This is a genomic window from Pseudomonas gingeri, from assembly GCF_013386165.1.
Classification (GTDB): Bacteria; Pseudomonadota; Gammaproteobacteria; order Pseudomonadales; family Pseudomonadaceae; genus Aquipseudomonas; species Aquipseudomonas gingeri_C.
This window is the reverse complement of the sequence record NZ_JACAOS010000018.1, coordinates 426,876-452,665: the sequence shown is the minus strand read 5'-3', so window position 1 is coordinate 452,665 and position 25,790 is coordinate 426,876. Positions and strand designations below refer to the sequence as shown.

General features: G+C 62.0%; 19 protein-coding genes. 12 read left to right on the top strand and 7 right to left on the bottom strand.

What is annotated here, in order from left to right:
- Window positions 1-5: 5 nt before the first annotated feature.
- The 3 genes from HX866_RS23700 (at window position 6) to ppnP (ending at window position 2,932) form a co-directional block, all read left to right on the top strand.
- A complete protein-coding gene (locus HX866_RS23700; protein WP_177140495.1) occupies window positions 6-1,952 on the top strand; it encodes an acetyl/propionyl/methylcrotonyl-CoA carboxylase subunit alpha in 1,947 nt (648 codons plus the stop codon).
- A 69-nt stretch (window positions 1,953-2,021) separates the two neighbouring features.
- Window positions 2,022-2,564 (top strand): exonuclease domain-containing protein, encoded by a 543-nt coding sequence (locus tag HX866_RS23695; protein ID WP_177095058.1) that lies wholly within the window; start codon window positions 2,022-2,024, stop codon window positions 2,562-2,564.
- A gap of 86 nt (window positions 2,565-2,650) precedes the next feature.
- Entirely contained in the window at window positions 2,651-2,932 is a 282-nt protein-coding gene (ppnP, locus tag HX866_RS23690) for a pyrimidine/purine nucleoside phosphorylase (protein ID WP_100940553.1), read from the top strand.
- A 61-nt stretch (window positions 2,933-2,993) separates the two neighbouring features.
- On the opposite strand, the gene HX866_RS34435 is transcribed toward ppnP, so the two are convergent.
- Together HX866_RS34435 and HX866_RS23685 are read right to left on the bottom strand one after the other, a co-directional pair.
- Window positions 2,994-3,287, bottom strand: a complete 294-nt coding sequence (locus HX866_RS34435; RefSeq protein ID WP_371319280.1) for a Fic family protein — start codon at window positions 3,285-3,287, stop codon at window positions 2,994-2,996.
- Window positions 3,288-3,326: 39 nt separating this feature from the next.
- Complete coding sequence (locus HX866_RS23685) at window positions 3,327-5,105, bottom strand: ABC transporter transmembrane domain-containing protein (RefSeq protein WP_177140494.1); 1,779 nt, start codon at window positions 5,103-5,105, stop codon at window positions 3,327-3,329.
- A gap of 258 nt (window positions 5,106-5,363) precedes the next feature.
- Here HX866_RS23685 and HX866_RS23680 point away from each other — a divergent pair, with 258 nt between their 5' ends.
- Window positions 5,364-5,537, top strand: a complete 174-nt coding sequence (locus HX866_RS23680) for a PA1571 family protein (protein WP_164886231.1) — start codon at window positions 5,364-5,366, stop codon at window positions 5,535-5,537.
- 205 nt (window positions 5,538-5,742) lie between these two features.
- Here HX866_RS23680 and pdxB read toward each other — a convergent pair whose 3' ends face one another.
- On the bottom strand, window positions 5,743-6,885 hold the full coding sequence (gene pdxB, locus HX866_RS23675) for a 4-phosphoerythronate dehydrogenase PdxB (protein WP_177140493.1): 1,143 nt from the start codon (window positions 6,883-6,885) through the stop codon (window positions 5,743-5,745).
- A 250-nt stretch (window positions 6,886-7,135) separates the two neighbouring features.
- Between pdxB and HX866_RS23670 the strand changes: the two genes are divergently transcribed.
- Window positions 7,136-8,473 carry an MATE family efflux transporter gene (locus tag HX866_RS23670; protein WP_177140549.1) on the top strand — a complete coding sequence of 446 codons (1,338 nt, stop codon included), beginning with the start codon at window positions 7,136-7,138 and terminating at the stop codon, window positions 8,471-8,473.
- Window positions 8,474-8,643: 170 nt separating this feature from the next.
- Here the strand turns inward: HX866_RS23670 and tusA are convergent, their stop codons facing one another.
- Together tusA and rlmM are read right to left on the bottom strand one after the other, a co-directional pair.
- Window positions 8,644-8,895, bottom strand: coding sequence for a sulfurtransferase TusA (gene tusA / locus HX866_RS23665; protein WP_177095051.1), 252 nt, complete (start codon window positions 8,893-8,895; stop codon window positions 8,644-8,646).
- A 26-nt stretch (window positions 8,896-8,921) separates the two neighbouring features.
- The gene (gene rlmM, locus HX866_RS23660; RefSeq protein ID WP_177140492.1) at window positions 8,922-9,989 is read right to left on the bottom strand and encodes a 23S rRNA (cytidine(2498)-2'-O)-methyltransferase RlmM; all 1,068 of its coding nucleotides are present in this window, start codon (window positions 9,987-9,989) and stop codon (window positions 8,922-8,924) included.
- 304 nt (window positions 9,990-10,293) lie between these two features.
- On the opposite strand from rlmM, the gene acnA reads away from it, so the two are divergent.
- From acnA to HX866_RS23640, 4 genes are all read left to right on the top strand, one after another.
- Window positions 10,294-13,035, top strand: coding sequence for an aconitate hydratase AcnA (gene acnA / locus HX866_RS23655; protein WP_177140491.1), 2,742 nt, complete (start codon window positions 10,294-10,296; stop codon window positions 13,033-13,035).
- 238 nt (window positions 13,036-13,273) lie between these two features.
- Complete coding sequence (locus HX866_RS23650; RefSeq protein WP_177105561.1) at window positions 13,274-14,065, top strand: CPBP family intramembrane glutamic endopeptidase; 792 nt, start codon at window positions 13,274-13,276, stop codon at window positions 14,063-14,065.
- Window positions 14,066-14,280: 215 nt separating this feature from the next.
- Window positions 14,281-15,846: a methyl-accepting chemotaxis protein gene (locus HX866_RS23645; RefSeq protein ID WP_177095043.1), complete on the top strand. Its 1,566-nt coding sequence runs from the start codon at window positions 14,281-14,283 to the stop codon at window positions 15,844-15,846.
- A 353-nt stretch (window positions 15,847-16,199) separates the two neighbouring features.
- The gene (locus HX866_RS23640) at window positions 16,200-18,053 is read left to right on the top strand and encodes a hypothetical protein (RefSeq protein ID WP_256344984.1); all 1,854 of its coding nucleotides are present in this window, start codon (window positions 16,200-16,202) and stop codon (window positions 18,051-18,053) included.
- Between the two features lie 75 nt (window positions 18,054-18,128).
- Here HX866_RS23640 and HX866_RS23635 read toward each other — a convergent pair whose 3' ends face one another.
- Window positions 18,129-20,399 (bottom strand): autotransporter outer membrane beta-barrel domain-containing protein, encoded by a 2,271-nt coding sequence (locus HX866_RS23635; RefSeq protein ID WP_256344983.1) that lies wholly within the window; start codon window positions 20,397-20,399, stop codon window positions 18,129-18,131.
- 457 nt (window positions 20,400-20,856) lie between these two features.
- On the opposite strand from HX866_RS23635, the gene HX866_RS23630 reads away from it, so the two are divergent.
- The 3 genes from HX866_RS23630 to HX866_RS23620 all read left to right on the top strand — a co-directional run bounded on the left by HX866_RS23630 (window position 20,857) and on the right by HX866_RS23620 (window position 24,977).
- Window positions 20,857-22,620 (top strand): hypothetical protein, encoded by a 1,764-nt coding sequence (locus HX866_RS23630; RefSeq protein WP_371319279.1) that lies wholly within the window; start codon window positions 20,857-20,859, stop codon window positions 22,618-22,620.
- A gap of 120 nt (window positions 22,621-22,740) precedes the next feature.
- Window positions 22,741-24,219, top strand: a complete 1,479-nt coding sequence (locus HX866_RS23625) for an addiction module component (protein ID WP_177125732.1) — start codon at window positions 22,741-22,743, stop codon at window positions 24,217-24,219.
- A 32-nt stretch (window positions 24,220-24,251) separates the two neighbouring features.
- Window positions 24,252-24,977 (top strand): hypothetical protein, encoded by a 726-nt coding sequence (locus HX866_RS23620; RefSeq protein WP_177125733.1) that lies wholly within the window; start codon window positions 24,252-24,254, stop codon window positions 24,975-24,977.
- Window positions 24,978-25,018: 41 nt separating this feature from the next.
- On the opposite strand, the gene HX866_RS23615 is transcribed toward HX866_RS23620, so the two are convergent.
- Complete coding sequence (locus HX866_RS23615; RefSeq protein ID WP_256344982.1) at window positions 25,019-25,699, bottom strand: alpha/beta family hydrolase; 681 nt, start codon at window positions 25,697-25,699, stop codon at window positions 25,019-25,021.
- Window positions 25,700-25,790 lie beyond the last annotated feature (91 nt).

Genomic DNA, 25,790 nt, shown 5'->3' with positions numbered 1-25,790 from the left:
GCCCCATGCCCGCCTTCCACAAAATCCTGATCGCCAACCGCGGTGAAATCGCCTGCCGGGTGATCCTCGGCGCCCAGGCCCTGGGCTATCGCACCGTCGCCGTATTCAGTGAAGCCGACGCCCAGGCCCGCCATGTCCGACTGGCCGACGAAGCCGTGTGCATCGGCCCGCCTCCGGTGGCCCAGTCCTACCTGAACAGCGCCGCCCTGCTCGACGCCGCCCGCAGAACCGGCGCCGATGCCTTGCATCCCGGCTACGGCCTGCTCTCGGAAAATGCCCAGTTCGCCCAGGCCTGCCTGGACGCCGGCCTGACCTTTATCGGCCCCAGCCCCGCCGCCATCGACTTGATGGGCAGCAAGCGCCGGTCGAAAATTGCCATGCTTGCCGCCGGCGTGCCGTGTATCGCCGGCTACCAGGGCGCCGCACAGGACGACGCGACCCTCGCCCGCGAAGCCGACACCCTCGGCTACCCGCTGATGATCAAGGCCAGCGCCGGCGGCGGCGGACGCGGCATGCGCCGGGTGCAGCGGCCCGAGGATCTGGCACAACAGATCCATAGCGCCCGCTCGGAAGCGCTGAACGCCTTCGGCAACGACGAACTGATCCTGGAACAGGCGCTGATCGAACCGCGCCATGTGGAAATCCAGTTGTTCGGCGATCAGCACGACCAGCTGATTCATCTCGGCGAACGGGACTGCTCGATCCAGCGCCGGCACCAGAAAGTCATCGAGGAAGCGCCCTGCCCGGTCATGACCGCCGAACTGCGCCAAGCCATGGGCGAGGCCGCGCTGAAGGCCGGGCGCGCGGTGAACTATGTCGGCGCCGGTACCGTGGAGTTCCTGCTCGATGCCCGCGGGCAGTTCTATTTCCTGGAGATGAATACCCGCCTGCAGGTCGAACACCCGGTCAGCGAAATGATCACCGGCCTGGACCTGGTGGCCTGGCAGATCAACGTCGCCGCCGGCCTGCCGCTGCCGTTACGTCAGGAACAGGTCGAGTTCAGGGGCCATGCCATTGAAGTGCGCCTGTATGCGGAAGACCCGACCCGGGACTTCCTCCCGCAAACCGGGCAGATCCTCGGCTGGGAGCCTGCGCCGGGCATACGGATCGACCACGGCCTGCTCGAGGGCGATGCCATCAGCCCGTTCTACGATCCGCTGCTGGGCAAGCTGATCGCCCACGGCGCAACCCGTGAAGAAGCCCGACGCAAGTTGTTGCGGGCGGTCGAAGATTGCGTACTGCTGGGAATCGCCAGCAATCAGCGCCTGCTGGCGCAACTGCTACGGCACCCGAGCTTTGTCGAGGGCCGGTTCAGCACCGCCTTTATCGACGAACATTTCAGCGAACACCCCAGCCATGTCCCCTCGACGGCTGAGCTGGCCCTGGCCGCCGCGCTGTTCTATCGGCAAGCAGCCGACCGCCACGCCCCCGGACTTTCAGGTTGGCGCAACACCGCCAGTGCCCCGCGCCCCTATCAACTGGCGCTGGAAGACACCACCTTCGACCTGCTGCTCAGCGACGGCCCCGCGGAATCGCTGCTGATTCAACGGGGCGCCGAGCGCATCGAGTTGCGGCTGCTGGCGTGGGATGCCCGCTGGGTGCGGGTGCAGATCGACGCTGTGGTCCGGCGCCATGCCTACCGCCTCGACGGCGACCAGTTGTGGCTCTGTACCGGTCCCGGCAGCCTGCACCTGCGCGACCGTACCCTTGCATCGGCGCAAGCCCCGAACATCGTCGGCTCCGGCACGCTGACGGCGCCCATGGACGGCGCCATCGTCCAGGTGCTGGTCAGCGAAGGCAGCCCAGTCAGCAAAGGCCAACTGCTGATGGTGCTGGAAGCCATGAAAATGGAGCATCCACTCAAGGCCGGAGTGGATGGCGTGGTCCGGCGAGTGCGGGTTATTCACGGCGATCAGGTAAAAAACCGCCAGATCCTGCTGGAAGTCGAATAAGCCGCTAGGCGGATCAAGCGCCTTTGGCTACGCTTGGGTCCGACTAGGATGCTGTATTCGGAGCTTGAGATGCCCCACTGGCTGGTGATTGATCTGGAAGCCACAACGGACGACGGGGGCTGGCCGCTTGCCGAGATGGAAATCATCGAAATCGGCGCCACCCTGGTCAACCGTGAAGGCCGCGAGCTGGACCACTTCCAGCGTTTTGTCAGGCCCCAGCGCCGGCCCTTGCTGACCCTCTTCTGCCGTGAACTGACCCACATCAGCCAGGCGCAGATCGACAGTGCCGCGCCACTGGGCGAGGTCTGGCCGCTGTTCGAGCGCTGGCTGGGCCAGCATCAGGCCCGGCTGGAAGGCTGGGCCAGTTGGGGCGACTACGACCGTCGGCAACTGGAGCAGGACTGGCGGCAGCTCGGCTTGTCCAGCGCCCTGAACCAGGTGCCGCATATCAACCTCAAGCAGCGCTTTGCCAAGGCCCGGCGCCTGGAACGGCCTCTGGGCCTGAACGGCGCCCTGCAACTGGCCGGGCTGCAATTCAATGGCCAGCAACACCGGGCCCTGGAAGATGCGCGCAATACCGCACGTCTGCTGCCCTTGAGCCTGCCAAGCTGAATACAGCCTCTTCAACGCGTGACGAGGCAAAACGGCTTGGGCATACTGACCGACCCCATTTTTCAGCTCATTTCGAGGAATCGCCCATGTTTAAAGTCAACGAGTACTTCGACGGCACCGTCAAGTCGATTGCCTTCGCACAAGCCGAAGGCGCTGCCACCATCGGAGTGATGGCGGCGGGCGAATACGAATTCGGCACCGCCCAGCGCGAGATCATGCACGTGATCTCCGGCTCCCTGACCGTCAAGCTGCCCGACAGCAGCACCTGGGAAACCTTCGAAACCGGCAGCCAGTTCAACGTTCCGGCCAACAGCAAGTTCCAGCTGAAAGTCGCCGTGGACACGGCTTACCTGTGCGAATACCGCTAAACCCGCGACGCTGACCGTCTCGCGTCCTTGAAAACACCGCCTGGCTGGCAATGCCGGGTGGTCAAGGGCGAATCCTGACCCGTCCCTTCCCGGTCAACCGATACTTCTGCGCCGGGCTGCGCGGAGAATCCGGATCCGTCATCTCCACACACCCCGACACCAACGCCGGTCCCAGGTAGGTGCTACGAAAGCTTGCGCGATGACTCAGCTCAAGGCGTGACATCAGCTCACTTGCACTGAGCTCGGACGTATCACCGAGCACCGAAAGCAGACGCGCTACTTGGTCGGTTACTTGGTCGGTCAAGTAATCGCTTTGCGCCGCTTCCGTGAGGGCCAACGCCAGTGCCTGGAGCATGAACTCGACCTCAGAGTGGAAACCGCCAGCCCAAGCACATCACTCTTCAACCACCGACTCTCGCGCATTGAACTGCAATGCCGCCAACCGTGCGTACAGGGGGTTGCTGGCGATCAGTTGGGAATGGGTGCCGATCGCCACCAACTTGCCCTGATCCATCACCGCAATCCGATCGGCGTTCTGCACCGTGGCCAGGCGGTGAGCGATCACCAGGGTGGTGCGGCCCTGCATCAGGCTCGGCAACGCCGCCTGGATCAGGTGCTCGCTCTGGGCATCGAGGGCGCTGGTGGCCTCGTCCAGCAGCAGAATCGGCGCGTCCACCAACAACGCACGGGCAATCGCCAGGCGTTGCCGCTGGCCGCCGGACAACCCGAGCCCGCCATCCCCCAGGTGCGTGCGGTAGCCATCGGGCATCTGCTCGATAAACTCGTGGGCATGGGCGATACGCGCCGCGTCCCGAACCTGGGCATCGGTGGCCGCCGGGTTGCCGTAGCGGATATTTTCCTCGACGCTGCCGAAGAACAGCGCCGGGCTTTGCGAGACCAGTGCAAAACAACGGCGCAGATCTTGCGGGTCGAGTTCGGTCAACGGCTCGCCGTCGAGCAGCAGGCGCCCCTGTTGCGGGTCGTAGAACCGCAGCAGCAGATCAAACACCGTGGATTTACCCGCCCCCGATGGACCGACCAGGGCCAGGGTCTCCCCCGCCCTGACCGTCAGGTTCAGACCGTCAATGGCATGGCTGTCCGGGCGTGAGGGGTAGCTGAAGCGCAAATTCTCCAGCACCAGGTTGCCGCTGACCCGCTCGGCCAACTTCACAGCGCCACCGGCCGGCGCGGTGATTTCATTGCCCGACTGCAACAGTTCGCCGATCCGTTCCCCGGCCCCGGCGGCCCGCTGCAACTCACCGATCACCTCGCTGAGGGTGCCGAAGGCGCTGCCGACAATCAGGCTGTAGAAGACAAAGGCCGCCAGTTCACCGCCGGAAATCTTCCCGGCCATCACGTCCATGCCGCCGACCCAGAGCATCACCGCCACCGCGCCCAGCACCAGCACGATCACCAGGGTAATCAGCCAGGCCCGCTGCACGATGCGTTTGCGCGCCGTCTCGAAGGCCTGCTCGACGGTCACCGCGAAGCGCTGTTCATCCTGCGCCTGGTGGTTATAGGCCTGCACGGTCTTGATCTGGCCGAGGGTTTCGCTGACGTAGCTGCCAACATCGGCAATCCGGTCCTGGCTCAGGCGCGACAAACCGCGCACCCGGCGCCCGAAGATCAGGATCGGCGCCAGCACCAGCGGCAGAGCGACCACCACGATGCTGGTGAGCTTGGGGTTGGTGATAAACAGCAGCACCACCCCGCCAATGACCATCAAGGCATTGCGCAGGAACAGCGACAGCGACGAACCGATCACCGATTGCAGCAGCGTGGTGTCAGCGGTCAGGCGCGACTGGATCTCCGAACTGCGGTTGTTCTCATAGAACCCCGGGTGCAGGTAGATCAGGTGGTTGAACACCTGCCGACGGATATCCGCCACCACCCGCTCGCCGATCCAGGACACCAGGTAGAAACGCGCGAAGGTGCCCACCGCCAGGCCCAGGACCAGCAGCATGAACAGACCAATGGACTGGTTGAGCAATTGCGGCGATTGGGTCATGAAACCCTTGTCCACCAACAGGCGAATGCCCTGGCCCATGGACAAGGTGATGCCGGCGGTGACGATCAGCGCTATCAGGGCGCCGAACGCCTGCCAGCGATAAGGAGCGACAAAACGACTGGCCAGGCGAATGGCGCGACGATGGCGTGCAGAAAGCATGGGCAAGGAATCCGTTGGGCGATGAAGACAGAGCCTACACCGAACCGGGAGGGAACTTATGCAAAACGCAATCAATCGGATTAATTATGACCATGCATGCTAATCCCTAGAAAGTATTGATCTAAAGCCTCTCTAGCGGTGAAGAACGGTTTCTGTTGCACTGGTATCGCCAGTCGGTTCGTAGCCTGCTGTAACAGGCTGGTCATGCGACGAATATAATCTTTAGCTGAACCTGATGACGAAACCTGAGTGAGGAGACAGGCCATGGACTTGCAAAACAGCAGCAACCAGATTCCGGTGATTCGTCCCTGCCCCCAGAAGTTGGGCTGCGCGATTATCGACGCCCAGGGCCGTGAGGTGCCGATCACCGAAGAAATGATCCAGGACGCCTGCCGCGAACTGGAACAGCGATTGGTCAAGCCTGCTGAGCAAGACTGATAGCCCGAACTTCCCCTTGACCCGGCCTCGTCGCCGGGTTTTTTATGCCTGTTTCCTACCCCGCTAAAAACACCGCAAAACCTGTAGGAGCTGGCTTGCCAGCGATGAGGCCCTTGAGTCTGGCGGTGTTCTAGCTGACGCCATCGCCGGCAAGCCGGCTCCTACACGGTCGTTTCCAGCCTGAGAGATCCGCTAGCCACACGGACTAAAGCAGAACGGCACCCAGGGCCAGCACCAGCTTGCGCAGCACGGGGTCGTCGCCATTGATCTTCACCGGCAAACCTTCGATTTCCCGGCGCTCAGGGTAGTGTTTGCGCAGCAGGTCGAACGCGGCTTTCTGCTCGGCCACGCTGCCGGTCAGGCTGCGGCGAAAATCCGCATCGTCGCGCCGTGGGTCGTAGACCCCGCGACAGATCATCGCCATGGCCCAGGCCGGGTCGCTACCGGCATTGAGGGTAACCTGCGCCAGCCAGGGCTTGGGCAACAGTGCGTCGAGACCGACCGTGGGGGCCTGGTCGAGGAAGGCACAGAACGCTTGATAGATCTGCGCGGTCCCGCGTTGCTTGCCGTCGAGGCTGTAACCGGCGATATGCGGACTGCCCAGCACGCACAACTCAGCCAGGTCGACATCCACTTGCGGTTCGGCCTCCCAGACATCCAGCACCGCCTGCAGGTCCTCGCGGGCCAGCAGCACTTCACGCAAGGCGGCGTTTTCCACCACCGGGCCACGCGCGGCGTTGATCAGCCAGGTACCGGGCTTGAGCTGCTCCAGGCGCTGACGGTCAAGCAGGTGCCAGGTGGGCTGGGAACCCGTGCGGGTCAGGGGGGGGTGCAGGCTGATGACATCACACTGCTCGATGATCTGTTCCAGGCTGACATAGTCGCCGCCTTCGGCCGCCTGACGCGGTGGGTCGCAGACCAGGACCTTCCAGCCCAGCCCCCGCAGGACCTTGATCAGCCGCCCGCCGACTTCACCCGCCCCGATCACCCCGTAGGTGCGCGTGGTGAGGTCGGCGCCTTCGATTTCCGCCAGGGTCAGCAGGCTGCCCAGCACATAGTCGACCACCCCGCGGGCATTGCAGCCGGGAGCGCTGGACCAGTGAATGCCGGCCTGCCCGAAGTAGTCCAGGTCCAGGTGGTCGGTGCCAATGGTGCAGGTGCCGACGAAGCGCACCGCGCTGCCTTCGAGCAACTCGCGGCTGACCTGGGTTACCGAACGCACCAGCAATACCTCCGCTTCGGCGACCGCTGCCCGGTCGATGCTGCGACCCGGCAAGCGACGGATCTCGCCGAAACCGGCAAAGAACTCATCGATCAGGGGGATATTTTCATCGGCAACAATCAACATGGCAGGCTCCTTGGGCAAGGGCGCAGTGTAGGCGCAGTCAGCGCCCGAGGGCCAGCCGAGCGTCAAGCCTGCTGTCCGCGCCAGCCGGTCGATCTTACAAATGAGCTACAAGCGGCGATTACCTGACTCCTGCGTCAACAGGTAGAATGGGCGGCTTTTCGCGTCATGCCTGGATACATCATCGGTGAACAGCCTCACTGCAACACCTGACACCCCGCCCCTCAGCCGCCCGGCCCGGGTACGCCTGGAAATGCGCAACCTGCTGGGCCTGGCCCTGCCGATCATCATCGCCCAATTGGCGCATACCGCCATGGGCTTCGTCGACGCGGTGATGGCCGGCCGGGTCAGCCCGCGCGACCTGGCGGCGGTGGCGCTGGGCAATTCGATCTGGGTGCCGGTGTTCCTGCTGATGACCGGCATCCTGCTGGCGACCACGCCCAAGGTCGCCCAGCGCCATGGTGCCGGAACCCCTGCCGAGATCGGCCCGCTGGTGCGCCAGGCGCTGTGGCTGGCGCTGGTGGTGGGCCTGGCGGCGGGCGTGATCCTCTACAACGCCGAACCGGTCCTGCACCTGATGAAGGTCGATCCGCAGTTGATCGGCCCGTGCATGGACTACCTGCGCGGCATCGGCACCGGCCTGCCGACGGTGGCGCTCTATCATGTGCTGCGCTGCTGCAGCGACGGCATGGGTCGCACCCGTCCGAGCATGGTCCTGGGCCTGTGCGGCCTGGCGTTGAATATCCCCTTGAACTACGTGTTCATCTACGGGCACTTCGGCGTGCCGGCCATGGGCGGTCCGGGCTGCGGCTGGGCCACGGCGATCGTGATGTGGTGCATGTTGTTCGGCATGGCCGGCTGGGTGCGCTGGGCCAAGGTCTATCGGCCAAGCCAGGTGTTCAGCCATTTCGAGTGGCCGCAGTGGGCGGTGATCAAGCGTTTACTGAATATCGGCCTGCCCATCGGCATCGCGGTATTCGCCGAGGCCAGTATTTTTTCGGTGATCGCCCTGCTGATCGGCAGCCTCGGGGCCACGGTGGTGGCCGGGCATCAGATTGCCCTGAACATCAGTTCGCTGGTGTTCATGATCCCCTATTCCCTGAGCATGGCCATCACCGTACGGGTCGGCCAGGCCCTGGGTCGCGAGCAGCCCCGTGAAGCGCGCTTCACCGCCGGGGTCGGAGTGGCCACGGCGCTGGCCTATGGTTGTGTGTCGGCGAGCCTGATGCTGTTGTTCCGTGAGCATCTGGCAACCGTTTATACCAACGATCCGCAGGTCATCCAGGTGGCGACGATGCTGATCGTGTATTCGGCGCTGTTCCAGATCTCGGATGTGATCCAGGTAACGGCCGCGGGGGCGTTGCGCGGCTATCAGGACACCCGGGTGACCATGGTCCTGACGTTGTTTGCCTATTGGGGCATCGGTTTGCCGGTGGGCTACGCCCTGGGCCTGACCGACTGGCTGGGAGCGCCCAGTGGCCCGAGCGGGCTGTGGCAGGGTTTGATCGTGGGCTTGTCGTGCGCGGCGGTGATGCTCTCGATCCGCCTGGTACGCAGTGCGCGCAGGCGGATTCGGATGAGTCGCAGGTAAACCTTGCGGTGTGCTTGCTGACGCCATTGCCAGCAAGCCGGCTCCTACACGACCGTGTCTCACCGCAAAAGTATCGGCTGCCAAAGCCCCCTGTAGGAGCTGGCTTGCCAGCGATGAGGCCCTTGAGGCTTGCGGTGCGCTTGCTGACACCATCGCCAGCAAGCCGGCTCCTACACGAGTTTCTTGCGAATCCAGTACAGGTAAGTACCCGACTCTTCCCGCTGCTCCACCAGTTCGTGATCGAGAAACACGCAGAACTTGGGGATATCGCGACGGGTCGACGGGTCGGTGGCGATCACCTTGAGCAAACCGCCGGGCGGCAGATCGCGGATGTGCTGGTGCAGCATCATCACCGGCTCCGGGCAATTGAGCCCGGTGGCGTCGAGGGTGCCATCAACGGCGGGGTCGTGGGGCTGGGTCATTCTTCACTCCTGAAACCAGGTCGGCATTATCTAGCTTTCTTCACATCCAGTCGACGCAGGTGGCAGGTCACTTCCTCGCGGTCGTGGTACAGCTGCTTGCAGCCGATGCTCACCCGGATGCCGCGAGCCTTGAAGCCCTCTTCGATACGCTCGAGCAAACGCCGGACTTCGGCATAACGCTGCTTCATCGGCAACTTCAGGTTGACCACCGCCTCGCGGCAATGCCCCTCGCCGATCCAGGTTTCGAGCAAGGCGGCATTGCGCGCCGGCTTCTCGACGATATCGCAGACCATCCAGTCCACCGGCTGCTTGGGCTTGAAGGTGAAACCGTCGGCCATCAGGTGCTGGACCAGGCCGGTATCCATCAGGCTTTCGGCCATGGGGCCGTTGTCGATGGCGGTCACCAGCATGCCACGGTTGACCAGTTGCCAGGTCCAGCCACCAGGCGCGGCGCCGAGGTCGACGCCGGTCATGTCGCTGTGCAGACGCTCATCCCACTGGTCGCGGGGAATAAAGTGGTGCCAGGCCTCTTCCAGTTTGAGGGTCGACCGGCTCGGGGCGCTCTTGGGGAACTTGAGCCGGGGAATGCCCATCGGCCACATCGCCGAATTGTCCGGGTCAGCCAGGCCGAGGAACACCTCACGGCCACTCTTGAAGGTGAGCAACAGGCGCGGCTTGTGCGCGTCCTCCACCAGCTTGCCGGCCTGGGTCAGGGCCTTGCGCAGGGGGCCTTCGAATTTCTTGCAGAAGTTCGACAGTTCCTTGCCGTCGTTGGTATCGACCACTTCCAGCCAGAGGCTGCCGAAGCTCGGCCAGGTCGCCAGCTCAGCGAGGATCACGCTGATACGGTCGGTTTCCGGCAGGTCGATAAACCGCCCCCGTGCCCATTGCCGGGGAAAGATCAGATCGGCGAAACGCAAACCGGTCATCAGCCGGCGCGCGCCGTCATCGTCGCTGCAGACGAATTCGGCGCAGGCGCTGTTGGTCTTGGCCTTGGCGTAGCCCGGAACGTCCAGGCGCGCGGCGTGCTCGGAGATTTCCGAGCAGACTTCGCCTTCGAAGCCGGGCCGGCAGTGCATAAAGAGGGTGTTCATGGATAACTCCTGGGTCGACGCTGTAGCGAGCGGGCTTGTCGGAACGCCGCGTTGGGGCGCGAAGCGACCCTGAAATCGGCGCAACGGGTCTATACAGACAGACCAAAATGACCGTTTTTTCGACGGCTACGCAGCCGTACGGGGGCAAGCCCCCTCGCTACAAACCGGCGCATGATAGCCGAGTTCGGAACCTTGGACTTGTTCATAGAGTCCAGTAATTAGCCAGTTTTCCCAATCGGAGCTAGGTTTAAGGCTCTGTTCGTTCCACCCGGCCCGTGCCGTGCGGGCCTCAAGGAGTCATTTCATGTCTTCCCTCGATAGCCTGAAAACCCTTAAAACCCTCGATGTGGGCGCCAAGACCTACCACTATTTCAGCCTCCCGGAGGCCGCCAAGTCCCTCGGCAACCTGGACAAGCTGCCGATGTCGCTCAAGGTCCTGCTGGAAAACCTGCTGCGCTGGGAAGACGGCAAGACCGTCACCGGCGCCGACCTCAAGGCCATCGCCGCCTGGCTCAAGGCCCGCAGCTCCGACCGGGAAATCCAGTACCGCCCGGCGCGGGTGCTGATGCAGGACTTCACCGGGGTGCCGGCGGTGGTCGACCTGGCCGCCATGCGCGCCGCCGTGGCCAAGGCCGGCGGCGATCCGCAGCGGATCAACCCGCTCTCCCCGGTCGACCTGGTGATCGACCACTCGGTGATGGTCGACAAGTTCGCCACCCCGGCGGCTTTCGGCGAAAACGTCGATATCGAAATGCAGCGCAACGGCGAGCGCTACGCCTTCCTGCGCTGGGGCCAGAACGCCTTCGACAATTTCAGCGTGGTACCGCCGGGCACCGGCATCTGCCATCAGGTCAACCTCGAGTACCTCGGGCGTACCGTCTGGACCAAGGATGAGGACGGCCGCACCTATGCCTTCCCCGACACCCTGGTCGGCACCGACTCCCACACCACCATGATCAACGGCCTCGGCGTCCTCGGCTGGGGCGTCGGCGGCATCGAGGCGGAAGCGGCGATGCTCGGCCAGCCGGTGTCGATGCTGATTCCCGAAGTGATCGGCTTCAAGCTCACCGGCAAGCTCAAGGAAGGCATCACCGCCACCGACCTGGTGCTGACGGTGACCCAGATGCTGCGCAAGAAAGGCGTGGTCGGCAAATTCGTCGAGTTCTACGGCGACGGTCTGGCCGAGCTGCCCTTGGCGGACCGCGCGACCATCGCCAATATGGCCCCGGAGTACGGCGCCACCTGCGGCTTCTTCCCGGTGGACGAGGTGACACTGGATTACCTGCGCCTGTCCGGCCGGCCAGGCGAAACCGTCAAGCTGGTGGAGGCCTACAGCAAGGCCCAGGGCCTGTGGCGACTGCCGGGCCATGAACCGGCCTTCAGCGACAGCCTGGCCCTCGACATGGCCAACGTCGAAGCCAGCCTCGCCGGCCCCAAGCGCCCGCAGGACCGGGTATCCCTGCCGAACGTCGCACAAGCCTTCAACGACTTCATGGCGCTGCAATTCAAACCGCCACACAAGGACGAAGGCCGTCTGGAAAGCGAAGGCGGCGGTGGTGTCGCGGTGGGCAATGCGGATATGGTCGGCGAAGCGGACTATAGCTACGAAGGCCAGACCTACCGGCTGAAGAACGGCGCCGTGGTCATCGCCGCCATCACCTCCTGCACCAACACGTCCAACCCCAGCGTGATGATGGCTGCCGGCCTGGTGGCGAAAAAAGCCGTGGAGAAAGGCCTGAAACGCAAACCCTGGGTCAAGAGCTCCCTGGCCCCCGGCTCCAAGGTGGTGACCGACTACTACAAGGCCGCCGGCCTGACCCGTTACCTCGACGAACTGGGTTTCGCCCTGGTGGGCTATGGCTGCACCACCTGCATCGGCAACTCCGGGCCGCTGCCCGAACCGATTGAAAAAGCCATTACCCAGTCCGACCTCACCGTGGCCTCGGTGTTGTCCGGCAACCGCAACTTCGAGGGCCGGGTGCACCCACTGGTGAAAACCAACTGGCTGGCCTCGCCGCCGCTGGTGGTGGCCTACGCCCTGGCCGGCAGCGTGCGCATCGATATCAGCCACGAGCCCCTGGGTGAAGACCAGGACGGCAAACCGGTGTACCTGCGGGATATCTGGCCCAGCCAGAAGGAAATCGCCGAGGCGGTGGCCCAGGTCGATACCGCCATGTTCCACAAGGAGTACGCCGAAGTCTTCGCCGGCGACGCCCAGTGGCAGGCGATTGAAGTGCCAAAGGCCGCCACCTATGTCTGGCAGAAGGACTCGACCTATATCCAGCACCCACCGTTCTTCGACAATATCGCCGGGCCGCTGCCGGTGATCGAAGACATCCACGGCGCACGGGTATTGGCCCTGCTCGGCGACTCGGTGACCACCGACCACATCTCCCCCGCCGGCAATATCAAGGCCGACAGCCCCGCCGGGCGTTATCTGCGCGAACAGGGCGTGGAGCCCCGGGACTTCAACTCCTACGGCTCCCGCCGTGGCAACCATGAAGTGATGATGCGTGGCACCTTCGCCAATATCCGTATCCGCAACGAAATGCTCGGCGGCGAAGAAGGCGGCAATACCATTCACGTGCCGTCCGGGGAGAAGCTGCCGATCTATGACGCGGCCATGCGCTATCAGGCCGAAGGTACGCCGCTGGTGGTGATCGCCGGCCAGGAGTACGGCACCGGTTCAAGTCGTGACTGGGCTGCCAAGGGCACCAACCTGCTGGGAGTCAAGGCGGTGATCGCCGAGAGTTTCGAGCGTATCCACCGTTCCAACCTGGTGGGCATGGGCGTGTTGCCCTTGCAGTTCAAGCTCGACCAGAACCGCAAGAGCCTGAAACTCACCGGCAAGGAAACCCTGAGTATCGAGGGACTTACGGGGGCCGACCTGCAACCGCGAATGAACCTGGCGCTGACCCTGACCCGTGAGGACGGCAGCCAGGAAAAAATCGACGTGTTGTGTCGGATCGACACCCTCAATGAAGTGGAATACTTCAAGGCCGGGGGAATTCTGCACTATGTATTACGGCAACTCATTGCCTCTTGATAGTTCCATGAAATAGCGCGCGAAGACGCACCGGCACTGCCCGGTGCGTCTTCCAGGCCCAGTCGGCCAGTACCCTCGCCATTCATCCCCGAACACTATCTTACAAACAGCAAAAGCGTTTCTTTCCTTGTATTAATACTTTCTCCCTCGCGCAATTAGCCGGCGACTCTGTCCCGTACGTTATGATCATTGGCCCGCCACACCGGGCTTTACTTGTTCAACAATTCGAGGACCCTGCATGTCTGTTTTGCCCTGGGCCTATCTGGCTCTGCTTTCCCTCGGTTATGCCCTGGCCTTGAGCGTGGGCCATCTGGCTCTGCCCAGCCTGATCGCTTTTGCCCTGCTGCTGGCCGCCGGCGCTGCGGCACTCCAGCAGCGTAATCGCCCCGTTCGCTACCTGGGTCACGGCCTGTTCGTCCTGGTTGCCGTTGGCCTGGCCTTGCACTGGCTGCCGGGCTTCCAGAATGGCCGGATGATCAGCGCGGTGCGTTTCACCCCGGACGCCGTGCCTTTCACGATGTACCTCAACCTCGACAAACCGCTGATCGGCTTCTGGCTGCTGCTGGTCTGCCCGTGGCTGGTCAATCGCCGCTCACCTGGGCGGGTGCTGGGCACGACGGCGATTGCCGGGGCCGTGACATCACTGCTGGCCCTGGGCGGCGCCATCACCCTGGGCATCGTCGACTGGGCACCGAAATGGCCGGAACACGGAGGGATTTGGCTGCTGAACAACCTGCTGCTGGTGAGCCTGGTCGAGGAAGTCCTGTTTCGCGGCTATATCCAGGGCGGCCTGAGTCGCTGCTTCAAGTCCCTGCCAAGGGGCGAGACACTGGCGCTGCTGGGCGCCGCGCTGATTTTCGGGCTGACGCACCTGGGCGCAGGCTGGCAATGGGCGTTACTGGCGACACTGGCCGGTGTCGGCTATGGTCTGGCCTACCGTTTTGGCGGTTTGGCGGCGGCCATCGCCACCCATGTCGCACTTAATACACTGCACTTCGTATTCTTTACTTATCCGATGTTGCAACCGTGATAAATGGAACGAAAGTACCTGCTGGGTACTTTCGTCCGGTTAAACCCAACACGGAACGCTGAACGCGTTAACTTCACACGGCTTCGGCTCGTATTCAAGGACGAGCACGAGTGTGCAAGGGTTAGAATGTGAACCGGCGCTGAAAGTTGAAAAATATATTCAATATTTCCCCTGCCTTGCCGACAACCTGTCAAAGCCTTGCGGATAGAGAAACCATGCGTAATAACCAACCCATTACCCAACGCGAACGCACCTTCCCCGCTCAGCAACGGTTGATTTCCACTACCGACGCCAAAGGCGTGATCACCTACTGCAACGACGCTTTTGTCGAGATCAGTGGTTTTTCCCGCGAAGAACTGATCCGCGCACCCCACAACCTGGTGCGGCACCCGGACGTTCCGGCGGCGGTATTTGCGCATATGTGGAACACTCTGAAACAAGGCCTGCCATGGATGGGCATTGTCAAGAACCGCTGCAAGAGTGGTGACCATTACTGGGTCAACGCCTATGTGACGCCCGTTTTCGAGGGCAACCAGGTGGTCGGCTACGAGTCGGTGCGGGTCAAACCCACCGCCGAGCAGATCCGCCGTGCCGAGGCGCTGTATCAGCGCATCAACCAGGGCAAGTCGGCCGTACCGCAACGCGACAAGTGGCTGCCGGTGCTGCAGGACTGGCTGCCGTTCATCCTGGTCAGCCAGGTCAGCTTCCTGATCGGCGTCTGGCTCAACTCCTACTGGGGCTTCGCCCTCGCTGCGGCGGTCGCGGTGCCCCTCGGCCTGCTGGGCCTGAGCTGGCAGCAACGCGGCCTCAAGCGCCTGCTGCGCCTGGCCGAACAGACCACCTCCGACCCGCTGATCGCGCAGATGTACACCGACAGCCGTGGCGCCCAGGCCCGTCTGGAAATGTCCATCCTCAGCCAGGAAGCACGCCTGAAGACCTGCCTGACCCGCTTGCAGGACACCGCCGAACACCTGACCAGCCAGGCGAAGCAATCCGACGAACTGGCGCAAAAAAGCTCCACCGGCCTGGATCGTCAGCGCCAGGAAACCGAGCAGGTGGCCACCGCCGTCAACCAGATGGCTGCAACCACCCAGGAAGTCGCCAGCCACGTCCAGCGCACGGCCGATGCCACCCAGGAAGCCAATCGCCTGACCAGTCGCGGTCGTGATATCGCCGGCGAAACCCGCGAGGCCATCGAGCGCCTGTCGGTGGTGGTCGGTGAAACCGGCAGCACGGTCACGCAGTTGGCCAAGGACAGTGACGAGATCGGCGGCGTGGTCGATGTGATCAAGGGCATTGCCGACCAGACCAACCTGCTGGCCTTGAACGCGGCGATTGAAGCGGCCCGTGCCGGGGAAATGGGTCGTGGTTTTGCGGTGGTTGCCGATGAAGTGCGTCAGTTGGCGCAACGTACCAGCGAATCCACCGGGCAGATCCATGCCCTGATCGCCAAGCTGCAACAGACCGCCGGCAACGCCGTACAAACCATGGACGCCGGCCATCGCCAGGCCCAGGAAGGCGTGGCGCGGGTCATGGAAGCCGATGCGGCGCTGGTGGGGATCAGCGAAGCGGTGGCCAATATCACCGACATGACCACCCAGATCGCCGCCGCCACCGAAGAGCAAAGCTCGGTGGCCGAAGAGATCAGCCGCAATATCAGCACCATTGCGCAACTGGCCGACCAGACCTCGGAACAGGCGCACGACTCGGCGCACTTGAGCGAAGAGCTGACCCGTACGGCCAACACGCAGTATTCGTTGGTGGAGCGTTTTAACCGGTAATTTTTAAAGCGTTACAAAGAACCCGATGATTAAGCGTCATCGGGTTTTTTATTGCCCAAAAAAAGTTATAACTTCTTCTTTCAAAGTAAGAACCTTCCTAAAAAATACAAACTTCTCACTGACACACTAGATCACCACAAAGTGCACTCTTGCAAAACTCTTGACAAGCCCCAGCCATTACTATTCGTTAAACCCATGGCATGACATCCCATAGATAATTACTACCCACTTGAGACGCTCATGCCTTATTGGCCAGATCAGCACGTGCCGACGCAAAACACTCACAACAATCAGTAACACGTCTGACCGTGTAATCACCTGACAACACTCAATTAGATAGCAGGACTATCCCTATGATGGATCAAGTAAACACCCCACAGTCTCGCTTCATGAAAGAGGACCTTATCGCCCCCCATGTCGAGCAAGCGGCCCCGGAGGATGGGCTGCTGCCAGTCGGCGAGCTTGGTAGCCCCCTCTCCGTTTCCCTGCCACTGTGGCCGAATGCACGGCCCGATGAGCGCTATCAACTCACCTGGAACAACGTGTTGATTGGCGAACCCATTCAACTGACAGCTCCCCTGCAACCCGGCGATATCTTGTATGCGCACATCCCACTCAGCACACTTGCCGTCGAAGGGAGCTATCAACTCGGTTACCAGATCACCAGCGCTTCAGGCGCAATCACCTGTCTGTCGTCCACTACGCCCCTGGTCATTGATCGCAGCCCACCAGGTGGCACTCTTCTCGCCGCGTTTATCCTTCCTCCGGTCGCCCGCGACGGCCTGACCAATAATGAACTCATCGCCCTGAGCAACCAACTCACCGTCACGGTTCCCGGTTACTTCGATATGCAGTGGGGCGATGTCATTCAAAGTTATTGGGGAGAACACGTCGGTCCCAGTCATACCGTATGCGCCGATCAACTCGGCAGCGATAAAGTCCGGCTCAGTGTCGACCGCAGTTTCCTCGAACACCTGGGTAACGGCGAATTCGCCGTCGCTTACAGCGTCCGCGATCGTGCCGGCAATACCTCCGTGCGCTCACAAGCGGTCCTGCTCAAGTTGCAGTTGCAGCAAGCACCGGCCAACCTGCAAGCGCCCCTGGCCCTGCAACTCGAAAACGGCCAGGTCCATGACGCCCAGGCCCGTATCGGCGTGAAGATCGCGGTGCCCACCTACCAGCATGTCGCCATCGGTGACGAAATCTGCGTGTTGTGGAACGGCGAGCGAGCGGCCGCCCGGCGAATCATCACCGCCCATGAACTGGACAAGCCCTTGCTGCTGAACGTCATGGCGCGTTATCTGGTGATTTCCCGCCACGGCGACGGCCCGGCCCGGCTGAGCTACCAGGTTCGCCGCAATGGCGAGGTCTTCACCTCGCCGGAGTTGGAACTCGAGGTTTTTTTGCAGTTGCCCGGCCCCCAGGACCCGACCCCGCAGACGATGGTCAATGGGGCCCTGGCCGCGCCGGTGATCAAAGGCAAGAATCCGCATGGCCGGCGCCTGGACAACTACCTGGATGAAGACAACGCGCAATGCTCAGCCGACGCGGTGATCGCCTGGCGCAAGGCGTTCCAGGCCGGCGACCGGATCAATCTGTTCTGGGGCCAGTCCAACCAGCCACTGGTCCACCCGATCAGCCCCCGTGATGTCGAGGCCGCCTGCTATCTGGTGATCAACGTACCGAACAGCCTGATTGCCGAACAAGGCTGCGGCGTCGATATCAGCGTGCAGTACACCGTGACCCGGGAAGGCAATCCGAACACCTCCTACTCACCCAGGCAATCGGTCGCGGTAATCTTCCAGATGCAGTTGCCCGGCGGCTCGGCGGGCCTGATGGAGCCGGTGTTCACCGGGGCCAATGTGCTGAATGTAGTGGATCCGCGCCGGGACCCGGAGGGCACCGTGGTGCTGATAAGCCCTTATCGCAACATGAAGGTCGGCGACCGCATTGTCCTGCGCTTTTGCGGTTTCGACGCCCTCACCGGGGGCAACGAGATCGAGGCCGCAACCTTCAGAACCGAATGCCTGGTCAGCGAGCACGAGCAGCGCAACGGTTGCCGACTGCGGGTACCGCTGGCACGCCTGATGGCCATCGAACATGGCCGTGGCCGGGCGCGTTATGAGGTGATCAACGAACTGGGGCGGGTCACCTCATTGCCCGCCGATGTGTACATCTCGTCACGTGCGACGGTCATGGCGCGTTGAGCAGCAGCCATGAAAAAAGCCCTCGATGATCCTTCGTCGAGGGCTTCAGATCAGAGCAGTCTATGACCGCGCTGATCAGAACGCGTAGCGCAGGCCGAGATTGACACCCCAGGGCTGCTCGATGTGCTCGCCCTTCATATAATCGAACTCGGCGTGCAGTTGCAGGTCCGTCGACAACGCGGCGGAGACCCCCACGCCCAATTCGCCACGGGTGCCGAACAGGCTGTTATCGAAGGCCGTGTCATTGACCTTCACCGTATTGTCGTTGCGGGAAAACTCGTGAGCCATGGCCACCCGCAGATACGGCTGCAACAGACCGCCGTCGGGCAGTTCAAGGTTACGCCCCAGGGTCGCGCCGGCCTTGCCGAGCACGGAGACGGTACGCTCGTTATCCGCGCGCAGGCCATTGTCCAGGTGGTAGCTGCCGCCCTTGACCAGGACCGAGGACAACTGTGCGTAAGGTTCGACAAAGACATCGTCATGCAGCTTGATGTGTTTGCCGAACTCCAGCGAAGCGCCATAGGCGAAGTTGTCGTAGTCACCCTTGGCCTTGGTGCCGTTGCTCATCGAGACATCGGCCTGGTTATCGAACCGGTTCAACTTGAGCACGCCGTCGAGGTAATAACCGTCGTCCCGCAGCCAAGTACCGTAGGCGCCGAGGGAGTAGCTGTTCACCGTGGCCGAGGTGCCACGATTCAGGCTCAGGTCGGAACGACTGTGACCGGCCATGACCCCGACCAGCAACTGCCCGTCGCTGACCGGCACGGGCAGATCGACCCCGAAAGACAAGCCTTTCTGGCGCTGCTTGTAGCCGAATCCCGCTTCGGCGGTGACGTTGTACTGGTTGCCATAGCTGCGGATCCAGCCACCGCCCGCCCCACTGGTGCGTATTTCCCCCATGCGGTTGCGCAAGGTCGCCAACTCGCCATACCAGATGGTTGGCCCGACGTTGAACAGCGCCAGCGACGCCTCGGTCGAGGGACTGATGGTTTTGCCGGAGCCGACGATAAACCAGTCATCGCCCTGCTTCTCCAACTGATAGGAATAGACCCCCAGGTCAATACTGCCACCGACCACTTCGAACAGCGCATCGCCGCCTTCGGTATGCACCACATGCAAGGGCGTGATCTCCGGGGAGCTGGGCTCGAGCCCGGTGTTCTGGACATTCAGCAGAAAGTTGCCGTGGGCCTCGCCGTTGATATCCAGCTTGTCGCCGGTGTTGTCCATCAGGTTGACGTGCATATTGAACATCCCGGTCCCGGACAACTCGCCCAGCGACAGGGTGTAGAACTGTTCGGCCGAGCCCAGCGTCACGCTGCCGCCGCCCATGGACAGCGAATTGACCTCGGCATCGCTGGTCAGTGTCCAGTTCGCCCGACTGTTGATCGCCACGCTGTGGGTGTTGATCAGGTTACCGAACAGCTGCGCGCCGTTTTGCAGGGTGACATCCAGGGTGCTGCTGTCGTCGGCCACCAGGTCGCCGCGCAGCAGGCTGTTGTCGGCGGTGAAACCAATGGTGCTGGTGCCCGCGACGTCCAGCAAGACACCGTTGCCGGACAACAGGTTCGCGCCGTTCTGCACGGTGATGTTCGCAATCGTGGTTTCAACTGCCGAGATGGCCGGGCCGGTAAGACCTTCGATGGTCGAGTTGTCGACCACGATATTGGCTTCCCGGGGAATGATCGGCCCGCCCGGTGCGGCGGTTCGGCCATCGAGTTGCAAGCCGATCGCATCGCCTTGCACCAGGCTGTTGTTGGTCATGGTCAGGGTTGCACCGAGCAAACGGATGCCCATGCCCCCCACCCCGCCGAAGTCGCTGCCGAACACCCGGGTATTGTCGAGGCTCAGTTGCCCCAGCGCCGCCACAGCAATTCCGATTCCAGCCCCGGACAGCGTACTGCCTTGGATCTCCGCCCGGGACGCGGTTGTCGTACCCGCCGCCGTCACCGTGCTCAGCAGCAGTGCCTCCCCGCTATCGTTGCGGATATCGGCATTATCGAGAACGGCCCTTGCGCCCCCCAGGTGAATCCCTTCGGTGACCCGACCACCATTGACTATTACCCAGGAGTTGGCGCCGTCGGCCCTGACACGGGTCGCGGCGCCACCGTCGAGAATTTCCAACACTCCTTTATTGAGCACCTGCCATGAAGTGACCTCACTCTCGGCGGTGATCGTTTCCCAACTGTTGCTCACTGTTCCCTGGGTTTCACTGTCCAGGACGGCTTGCTCCCGATCTTGCGCCAGGCTCAGCTCGGCCCCCAACACTGCGCCCATGAAACAAGCGATTTTTCCGAGGCCTTTATATTGATAGCAGAACGGGGTCAATCGATAAGTCGTGCGTAACATTACTTCTTCTCCAGCCAACAACAAAGAAGCAATAGTTTGATAAGGCACAACCACTATTTAATATTAAAAAAAGCCTTCAAAAAAGTCGGAATTTTCCCAAATTACACAAGGCACTTACTCACAGAAAATTCATGCTTTCACACACATCCAACCTGATAAAAACAACGCTTGACACACGTCAAAGACATCTATTACGTGCCCCACAGATAGGAAAACGCCTATCGATAAAACTTGAAATGACGACGCACTGATTAATAGATATCCGACCTTTTCAGTGACGTTTGTCTGCACCCCCTCTTTAACCAGGACTAAAACCATGTGTTCGAACAAGAAGCGCCTTATTCTCACGCAAAACAACTACAGCCAAGTCACCCATCAGAACCCGCCGGCCCCCGATGTAGAGCTCGCATTTCCAGACGGCTTACTGCCCCTGACTGCACTTGAAGCACCACTTCCGGTGACGTTCCGCTTATGGGATGACGCCAGCACCGACCAGACCTATCAATTGCTCTGGGAGGGCGATGCCGTTGACACCCCCATCGATGTAGTGCAAGACGACCTGGATAACCCGCAGCGCTATCTGAGCCTGGATATTCCAGTGGAACTGCTGGTTGAAAAGAATGACCCGGCCAATCCGACCGACAAAAAATATAAACTCGGATATCAGATCTACGACAAAATCAGCCAAGAGACAGTGGCTTCATTGGAGACCCTGATCGAGGTCGATACCACCCGCCCCGGCCTGCCGAGCCATGGCCCGATGGCCTTCCCCCGCGAGGTCGATGATGGCCTGACCTCGGCGGAATTGACCGCCATGGGCAATACCCTCGATGTCATCGTCAGCAGCTACAGCACCATGGCCGAGGGTGATTTCATCGAGTCGTTCTGGGGCAACATCCCAGGCCCCACGACCACGGTGCAGATGAACGATGTCGAGCTGGAAGAAGTCCCCCTGTCCTTCACTCGCGCCTTTCTCGAAGGCGTCGAGTCCCAGGTCGGTAACGTCCTGTCGGATGTCACCTATATCGTCACCGACCGCGCCGGCAATGTCTCGCCGCGCTCCCTGGCACGACAACTGCGCCTGCTGCTGGCCGATATTCCGAACGACTTGCCGCTGCCGATCGTCGAACAGGCCAGCCCGGCACAGGGCGGGCTGATCGATTACAACGACGCGCAGTCCGGTGTCACCGTCGATATCCCCCATTACCTGGGTGCCCAGCCCGAGGACCTGGTGACGCTTTACTGGGGCGACAGCAACCCGCTGCCGGCCATTCCGGTCCAGGACGGGGAGGAAGACAACGATCCGATTCTTTCGCCAGTCCTGCAATTCGACATCATCAATCGGTTCCCCGAAGCCACGGTCAATGTTCACTATGAAGTCCGCCGCAACGGCCAACTGGTGGGCACCTCGCTAGTCCTGCCGGTCGTGGTCTACCTGACCCTGCCGGTGCCGGAAGAACGCCTGCAACCCTTGACGATCCAGGGCACCAGCGAGAACCCCAACCGCGACGACAACTTCATCGACCCGGACGACTATGAGCTGAATGCGCGGGCGATCTTCCGCTGGGTCAACGGCCTGCGGGTCGACGACGCCATCAACCTGCACTGGGGCCAGCAGGTGGTAGAGCAGTGGCATCAGATCACCCTGGAGGATTTCAATGCCGGCGTCGACTTCGATATCGAGGTCACCAACACGGTGATCAAACTGGAGGGGACCGGGGCCGCCATCCCGGTGACCTACACCATCACCCGTCTCACCAACCCCAACCCGGCCCTGGCACCGACCCAACCGGTGGTGGTTCGCTCGAAGATGGAACAGCCCGGTGGCGATCTCGGCCTGCTGGAAGCGGTGTTTACCCGGCTCTCCGACGCCGGGCATGTCATTCCGAGCCTGAGTCCGGACGGCACGCCGGTACTGGTCAGGCCTTATGACAACATCAAGCTCTACCACGACATTGCGCTGACCTTCGAAGGCTTTGAACTGGATGGCACCCCGATCCCGGCGGCCCGTTTTGAAAAGACCGACACCATCAACCCGACCAATATCGACACGGGCCTGACCTTTCAGATTCCGCTGGCCAACTTGATCAGTATTTGCAAAGGCTATGCGCAAGTGACTTATCGGGTCGAGCCGCGTCCTGAACATAATCAGGAACCGGCCAACTCGTTGATGGGCTCGGCCCCGGTCAGCATGAACCGGCCCGGCATAGGTTGCAGTTAAGCGTGATACCGTTACACCCATCCAACCACTTAACAAGCCCTTTATAAGTTAATACTTATCAAGTGCCTCCGTGTGCCTGCGGCTTTCTTCGGGAGGCCGCATTCAAACAAGAGAACCACTATGTCCCTGACAACTTTCCGCACACCCATTTTCGATAAACCGGACATTCCCGTGGCCTTCGAAGATGGATTATTACCCCTCAGCGCACTCAATGCCCCGGTCCTCGTCACCTTCAAAGTCTGGGACAATCCCTCGACCAGCGAAACTTACCAGTTGCTCTGGAACGACGTACCTATCGGTCAAAGCGAGTTCATCAAACCCGGGGATAGGCCCGGCGACACCCTGGAACTTTATATCCCCCTCGACCGGCTTGTCGAAGGCCACTATCAACTGGCCTATCGCGTCACCGATAGTTTCAGCGAAGCGTTCACCGACTCTTTCCCCTCTGCCCTCGAAATCGACACCACTGCTCCCGGCTATCCCACTACCCTCGCGCCCCTGGATTTTCCTGCCCAGGTCGGCGACGGCCTCACCTCGGAAGAACTGACAGAACTGGGCGATGTGCTGCCGGGCACCATTCACGGCTACAGCGGCTTTGACATCGGCGACCGCATCAGGACGTTCTGGGGGGATACCGAAGGCCCCGGTGGCAAGGTCGAGGAAGATGACATCGAGCCTCGGGAGCTGATCGTCGAATTTCCCCGCGCCTTTCTCGAATCCCTGGGGGATTTCAACGGGCCGGTGTTCTACAGGGTTACGGACCGGGCCGGAAATATCTCCCAGGACTCGACTGCCATCGATGTATTGCTGTTGCTCAACGGGCTTCCGCTGCCAGGCGACCTGCAACGCCCCACCATTCGCGGCGCCTCGCCCGAGGCTGTGGATAACCTGATCGACGAAAATGATTTCGAGCGGGATGCGAGTGCCGTCATTACCTGGAATCCTGGTTTGCGCGAAGGGCAGAATATCCAGCTGTTCTGGGCCGGACAACCAATGTTCGACCCGCCCTATGCCGTCACCGAGGGCGATGTCGCCGCGGCCCGCGACCTGCACCTGCCAGTCCTCAACAGCCGGTTCAGGCCACTGGGCACCGGCAGCGATATCCGCGTGCTGTACACCGTGACCCAGGCCGGCAATCCGAACACGTCAAAATCGCCGGAGCAAAGCATCATCGTTCGCTCCCGCGATGAATTGCCCGGCGGACCCGAGGGGCCGGACGCCCCGCTCTTTACCGAGCTGAACGAAAACGGCGCGATCAACACGCTCAACGGCCAGGACGGTGCGCCGGTGCATATCGCCCCCTATCTGAATATCAAACCCGGCGATGTCATCCATTTCCTCTACGAAGGCTTCGACCAACTGATTGGCGGCAACCCGAAAAACCAGTGGTCGCAGACTTCCGATCCCCTGACCGAGGCACACGTGCGCGACGGCTACGACCTGCGGGTGCCGCGAACGGTGCTGGACGCCACCTGCTATGGCCACGCCGAGGCCACGTTCAGCGTCGACAGCCTGAGCGGAACCGGCCGTTCGAAACGCCAGGCCGCCTATGTCGATATGCGCGTGGCGGGTGTCTGTCCGTCGGCGGTACGCCTATGACCGGCCGACCTTTTTCCCCTGGAGCCCCGATCATGTCCAAATCCATCCAGCCACGAAACCTGGATCGTCCCCAGGTCCTCAGCGCCCACCCCGCCGGGGTCGGTGCCGCCGATGTGGAAAACCCGGAAAAACCCCTGGCCGTGCTGGTCGGGCCGTTGAATCTCAAACCGCGGGATCGTATCGACCTGTATTGGGGCAACGTCACAGAGCCGACCGTCAGCTACGAACATCCCCTGGACGCCCCGCCCGACAACGGTTTTGTCAGCCTGTTGGTCGACAGCCGAGGCCTTGAGTCGGCCAAGGAGCCGCTACCGGTTGGCTACAGTTTCACGGCGTTTCCCGGCGGCACGACGGAGGAATCCGCGCTCACCCTGATCCGGGTAAAACTGGAGCCCCCTGGTGGTATCGACATCGATCCGGCGACGCCTTATGAGAACGAAGCCCTGCGCCCACCAAAGGTGCAACCGGCGGGGGTTATCGTCGATTCGCGAGGAGTGAGTGCAGTTATCGCGCCCTACGAGCACATGAGCGAAGGCGATCGAATCAGCGTGATCTGGGATGAGCAGCGCATCGACCACCCGGCCTTGAGCGAGGCGCAGGTCGACCGGGAGGTGCTGATCCCGATCCCGTCGGCGATCATCCAAGCCGCCGGCAACGCCAGCGCTCTGCCAGTGCGCCATGAGATCTTCGATGGGGTCGGCAACTGGTCGAAACGCTCACCCGCCACCGAGGTCGTGGTCAGCCTCGGAGTGGGCTGAGCACACCAATGCCGGTTGCCATCGGTCAGGCAACCGGCGCTTTACGGCATCTGGCTCAGGATAAAGTCGTGGATCTGCCGCGCCGCCGTGTCCAGATGCTGCTCATGGGTGAAACCGCTGGCCTTCAGCGGTTTGAGATCGTGATCGGCCGCTGCCAGCCAACTCAGTTGAACCTGGGTCGACAACGCATAACCGGCCACCGTCTGCCGATTGCCCAGGGCATCACGTTCACCCTGCACGATCAGGGTCGGCGTGGCGAGGTCCGCCAGATGCGCCACCCGTGGTTTTTCCGGTTTGCCCACCGCGTAGAACGGATACCCCAGGCACACCAACCCCGACGCAGCGAGGTCGTCGGCCAGCAGGCTGGCCATGCGTCCGCCCATGGACTTGCCCCCGATGAACAGGGGCCCCTGGACCTGGCGCCGCACGCCCTGGTACACCTCACGCCAGCACTCCAGCAAGCGCGCCTGCGGGTTCGGCGGACGCTTGCCGCCGTCCAGGCGCCGCTGCGCCATATAGGCAAACTCGAAACGCACCACGGCAATACCCAACGTCGCCAAGCGTTCGGCCATGGCGTTCATGAAATCACTGTCCATCGGCGCGCCGGCACCGTGGGCGAGGATCAGCGTGGCGAGCGGGCCGGCCTCTCCGGCGGCGTTGTACAGATAGCCCGGATCGGCGGCCCAGGGGGCCTGGGAAGGGGTGGTTTGCAGGGTCGACATGTCGCTTCTCATCTCACTGTCCGTACCGACCGCAAACCCCGCTGGGGCCCGCGCCGGCAACCTAGATATGTAACGCATCGCTGCGCCGCTT

What these genes read in the sequence shown, in the direction of transcription:
- HX866_RS23670 (WP_177140549.1), top strand. Translation starts at nt 7,136, where the DNA reads ATGCGCAACCTGCTGGGCCTGGCCCTGCCGATCATCATCGCCCAATTG.
- tusA (WP_177095051.1), bottom strand. Translation starts at nt 8,895, where the DNA reads ATGACCCAGCCCCACGACCCCGCCGTTGATGGCACCCTCGACGCCACC.
- acnA (WP_177140491.1), top strand. Translation starts at nt 10,294, where the DNA reads ATGTCTTCCCTCGATAGCCTGAAAACCCTTAAAACCCTCGATGTGGGC.
- HX866_RS23695 (WP_177095058.1), top strand. Translation starts at nt 2,022, where the DNA reads ATGCCCCACTGGCTGGTGATTGATCTGGAAGCCACAACGGACGACGGG.
- HX866_RS23680 (WP_164886231.1), top strand. Translation starts at nt 5,364, where the DNA reads ATGGACTTGCAAAACAGCAGCAACCAGATTCCGGTGATTCGTCCCTGC.
- HX866_RS23615 (WP_256344982.1), bottom strand. Translation starts at nt 25,699, where the DNA reads ATGTCGACCCTGCAAACCACCCCTTCCCAGGCCCCCTGGGCCGCCGAT.
- HX866_RS23620 (WP_177125733.1), top strand. Translation starts at nt 24,252, where the DNA reads ATGTCCAAATCCATCCAGCCACGAAACCTGGATCGTCCCCAGGTCCTC.
- HX866_RS23640 (WP_256344984.1), top strand. Translation starts at nt 16,200, where the DNA reads ATGATGGATCAAGTAAACACCCCACAGTCTCGCTTCATGAAAGAGGAC.
- HX866_RS23700 (WP_177140495.1), top strand. Translation starts at nt 6, where the DNA reads ATGCCCGCCTTCCACAAAATCCTGATCGCCAACCGCGGTGAAATCGCC.
- pdxB (WP_177140493.1), bottom strand. Translation starts at nt 6,885, where the DNA reads ATGTTGATTGTTGCCGATGAAAATATCCCCCTGATCGATGAGTTCTTT.
- HX866_RS34435 (WP_371319280.1), bottom strand. Translation starts at nt 3,287, where the DNA reads ATGCTCCAGGCACTGGCGTTGGCCCTCACGGAAGCGGCGCAAAGCGAT.
- ppnP (WP_100940553.1), top strand. Translation starts at nt 2,651, where the DNA reads ATGTTTAAAGTCAACGAGTACTTCGACGGCACCGTCAAGTCGATTGCC.
- HX866_RS23625 (WP_177125732.1), top strand. Translation starts at nt 22,741, where the DNA reads ATGTCCCTGACAACTTTCCGCACACCCATTTTCGATAAACCGGACATT.
- HX866_RS23645 (WP_177095043.1), top strand. Translation starts at nt 14,281, where the DNA reads ATGCGTAATAACCAACCCATTACCCAACGCGAACGCACCTTCCCCGCT.
- HX866_RS23635 (WP_256344983.1), bottom strand. Translation starts at nt 20,399, where the DNA reads ATGTTACGCACGACTTATCGATTGACCCCGTTCTGCTATCAATATAAA.
- HX866_RS23650 (WP_177105561.1), top strand. Translation starts at nt 13,274, where the DNA reads ATGTCTGTTTTGCCCTGGGCCTATCTGGCTCTGCTTTCCCTCGGTTAT.
- rlmM (WP_177140492.1), bottom strand. Translation starts at nt 9,989, where the DNA reads ATGAACACCCTCTTTATGCACTGCCGGCCCGGCTTCGAAGGCGAAGTC.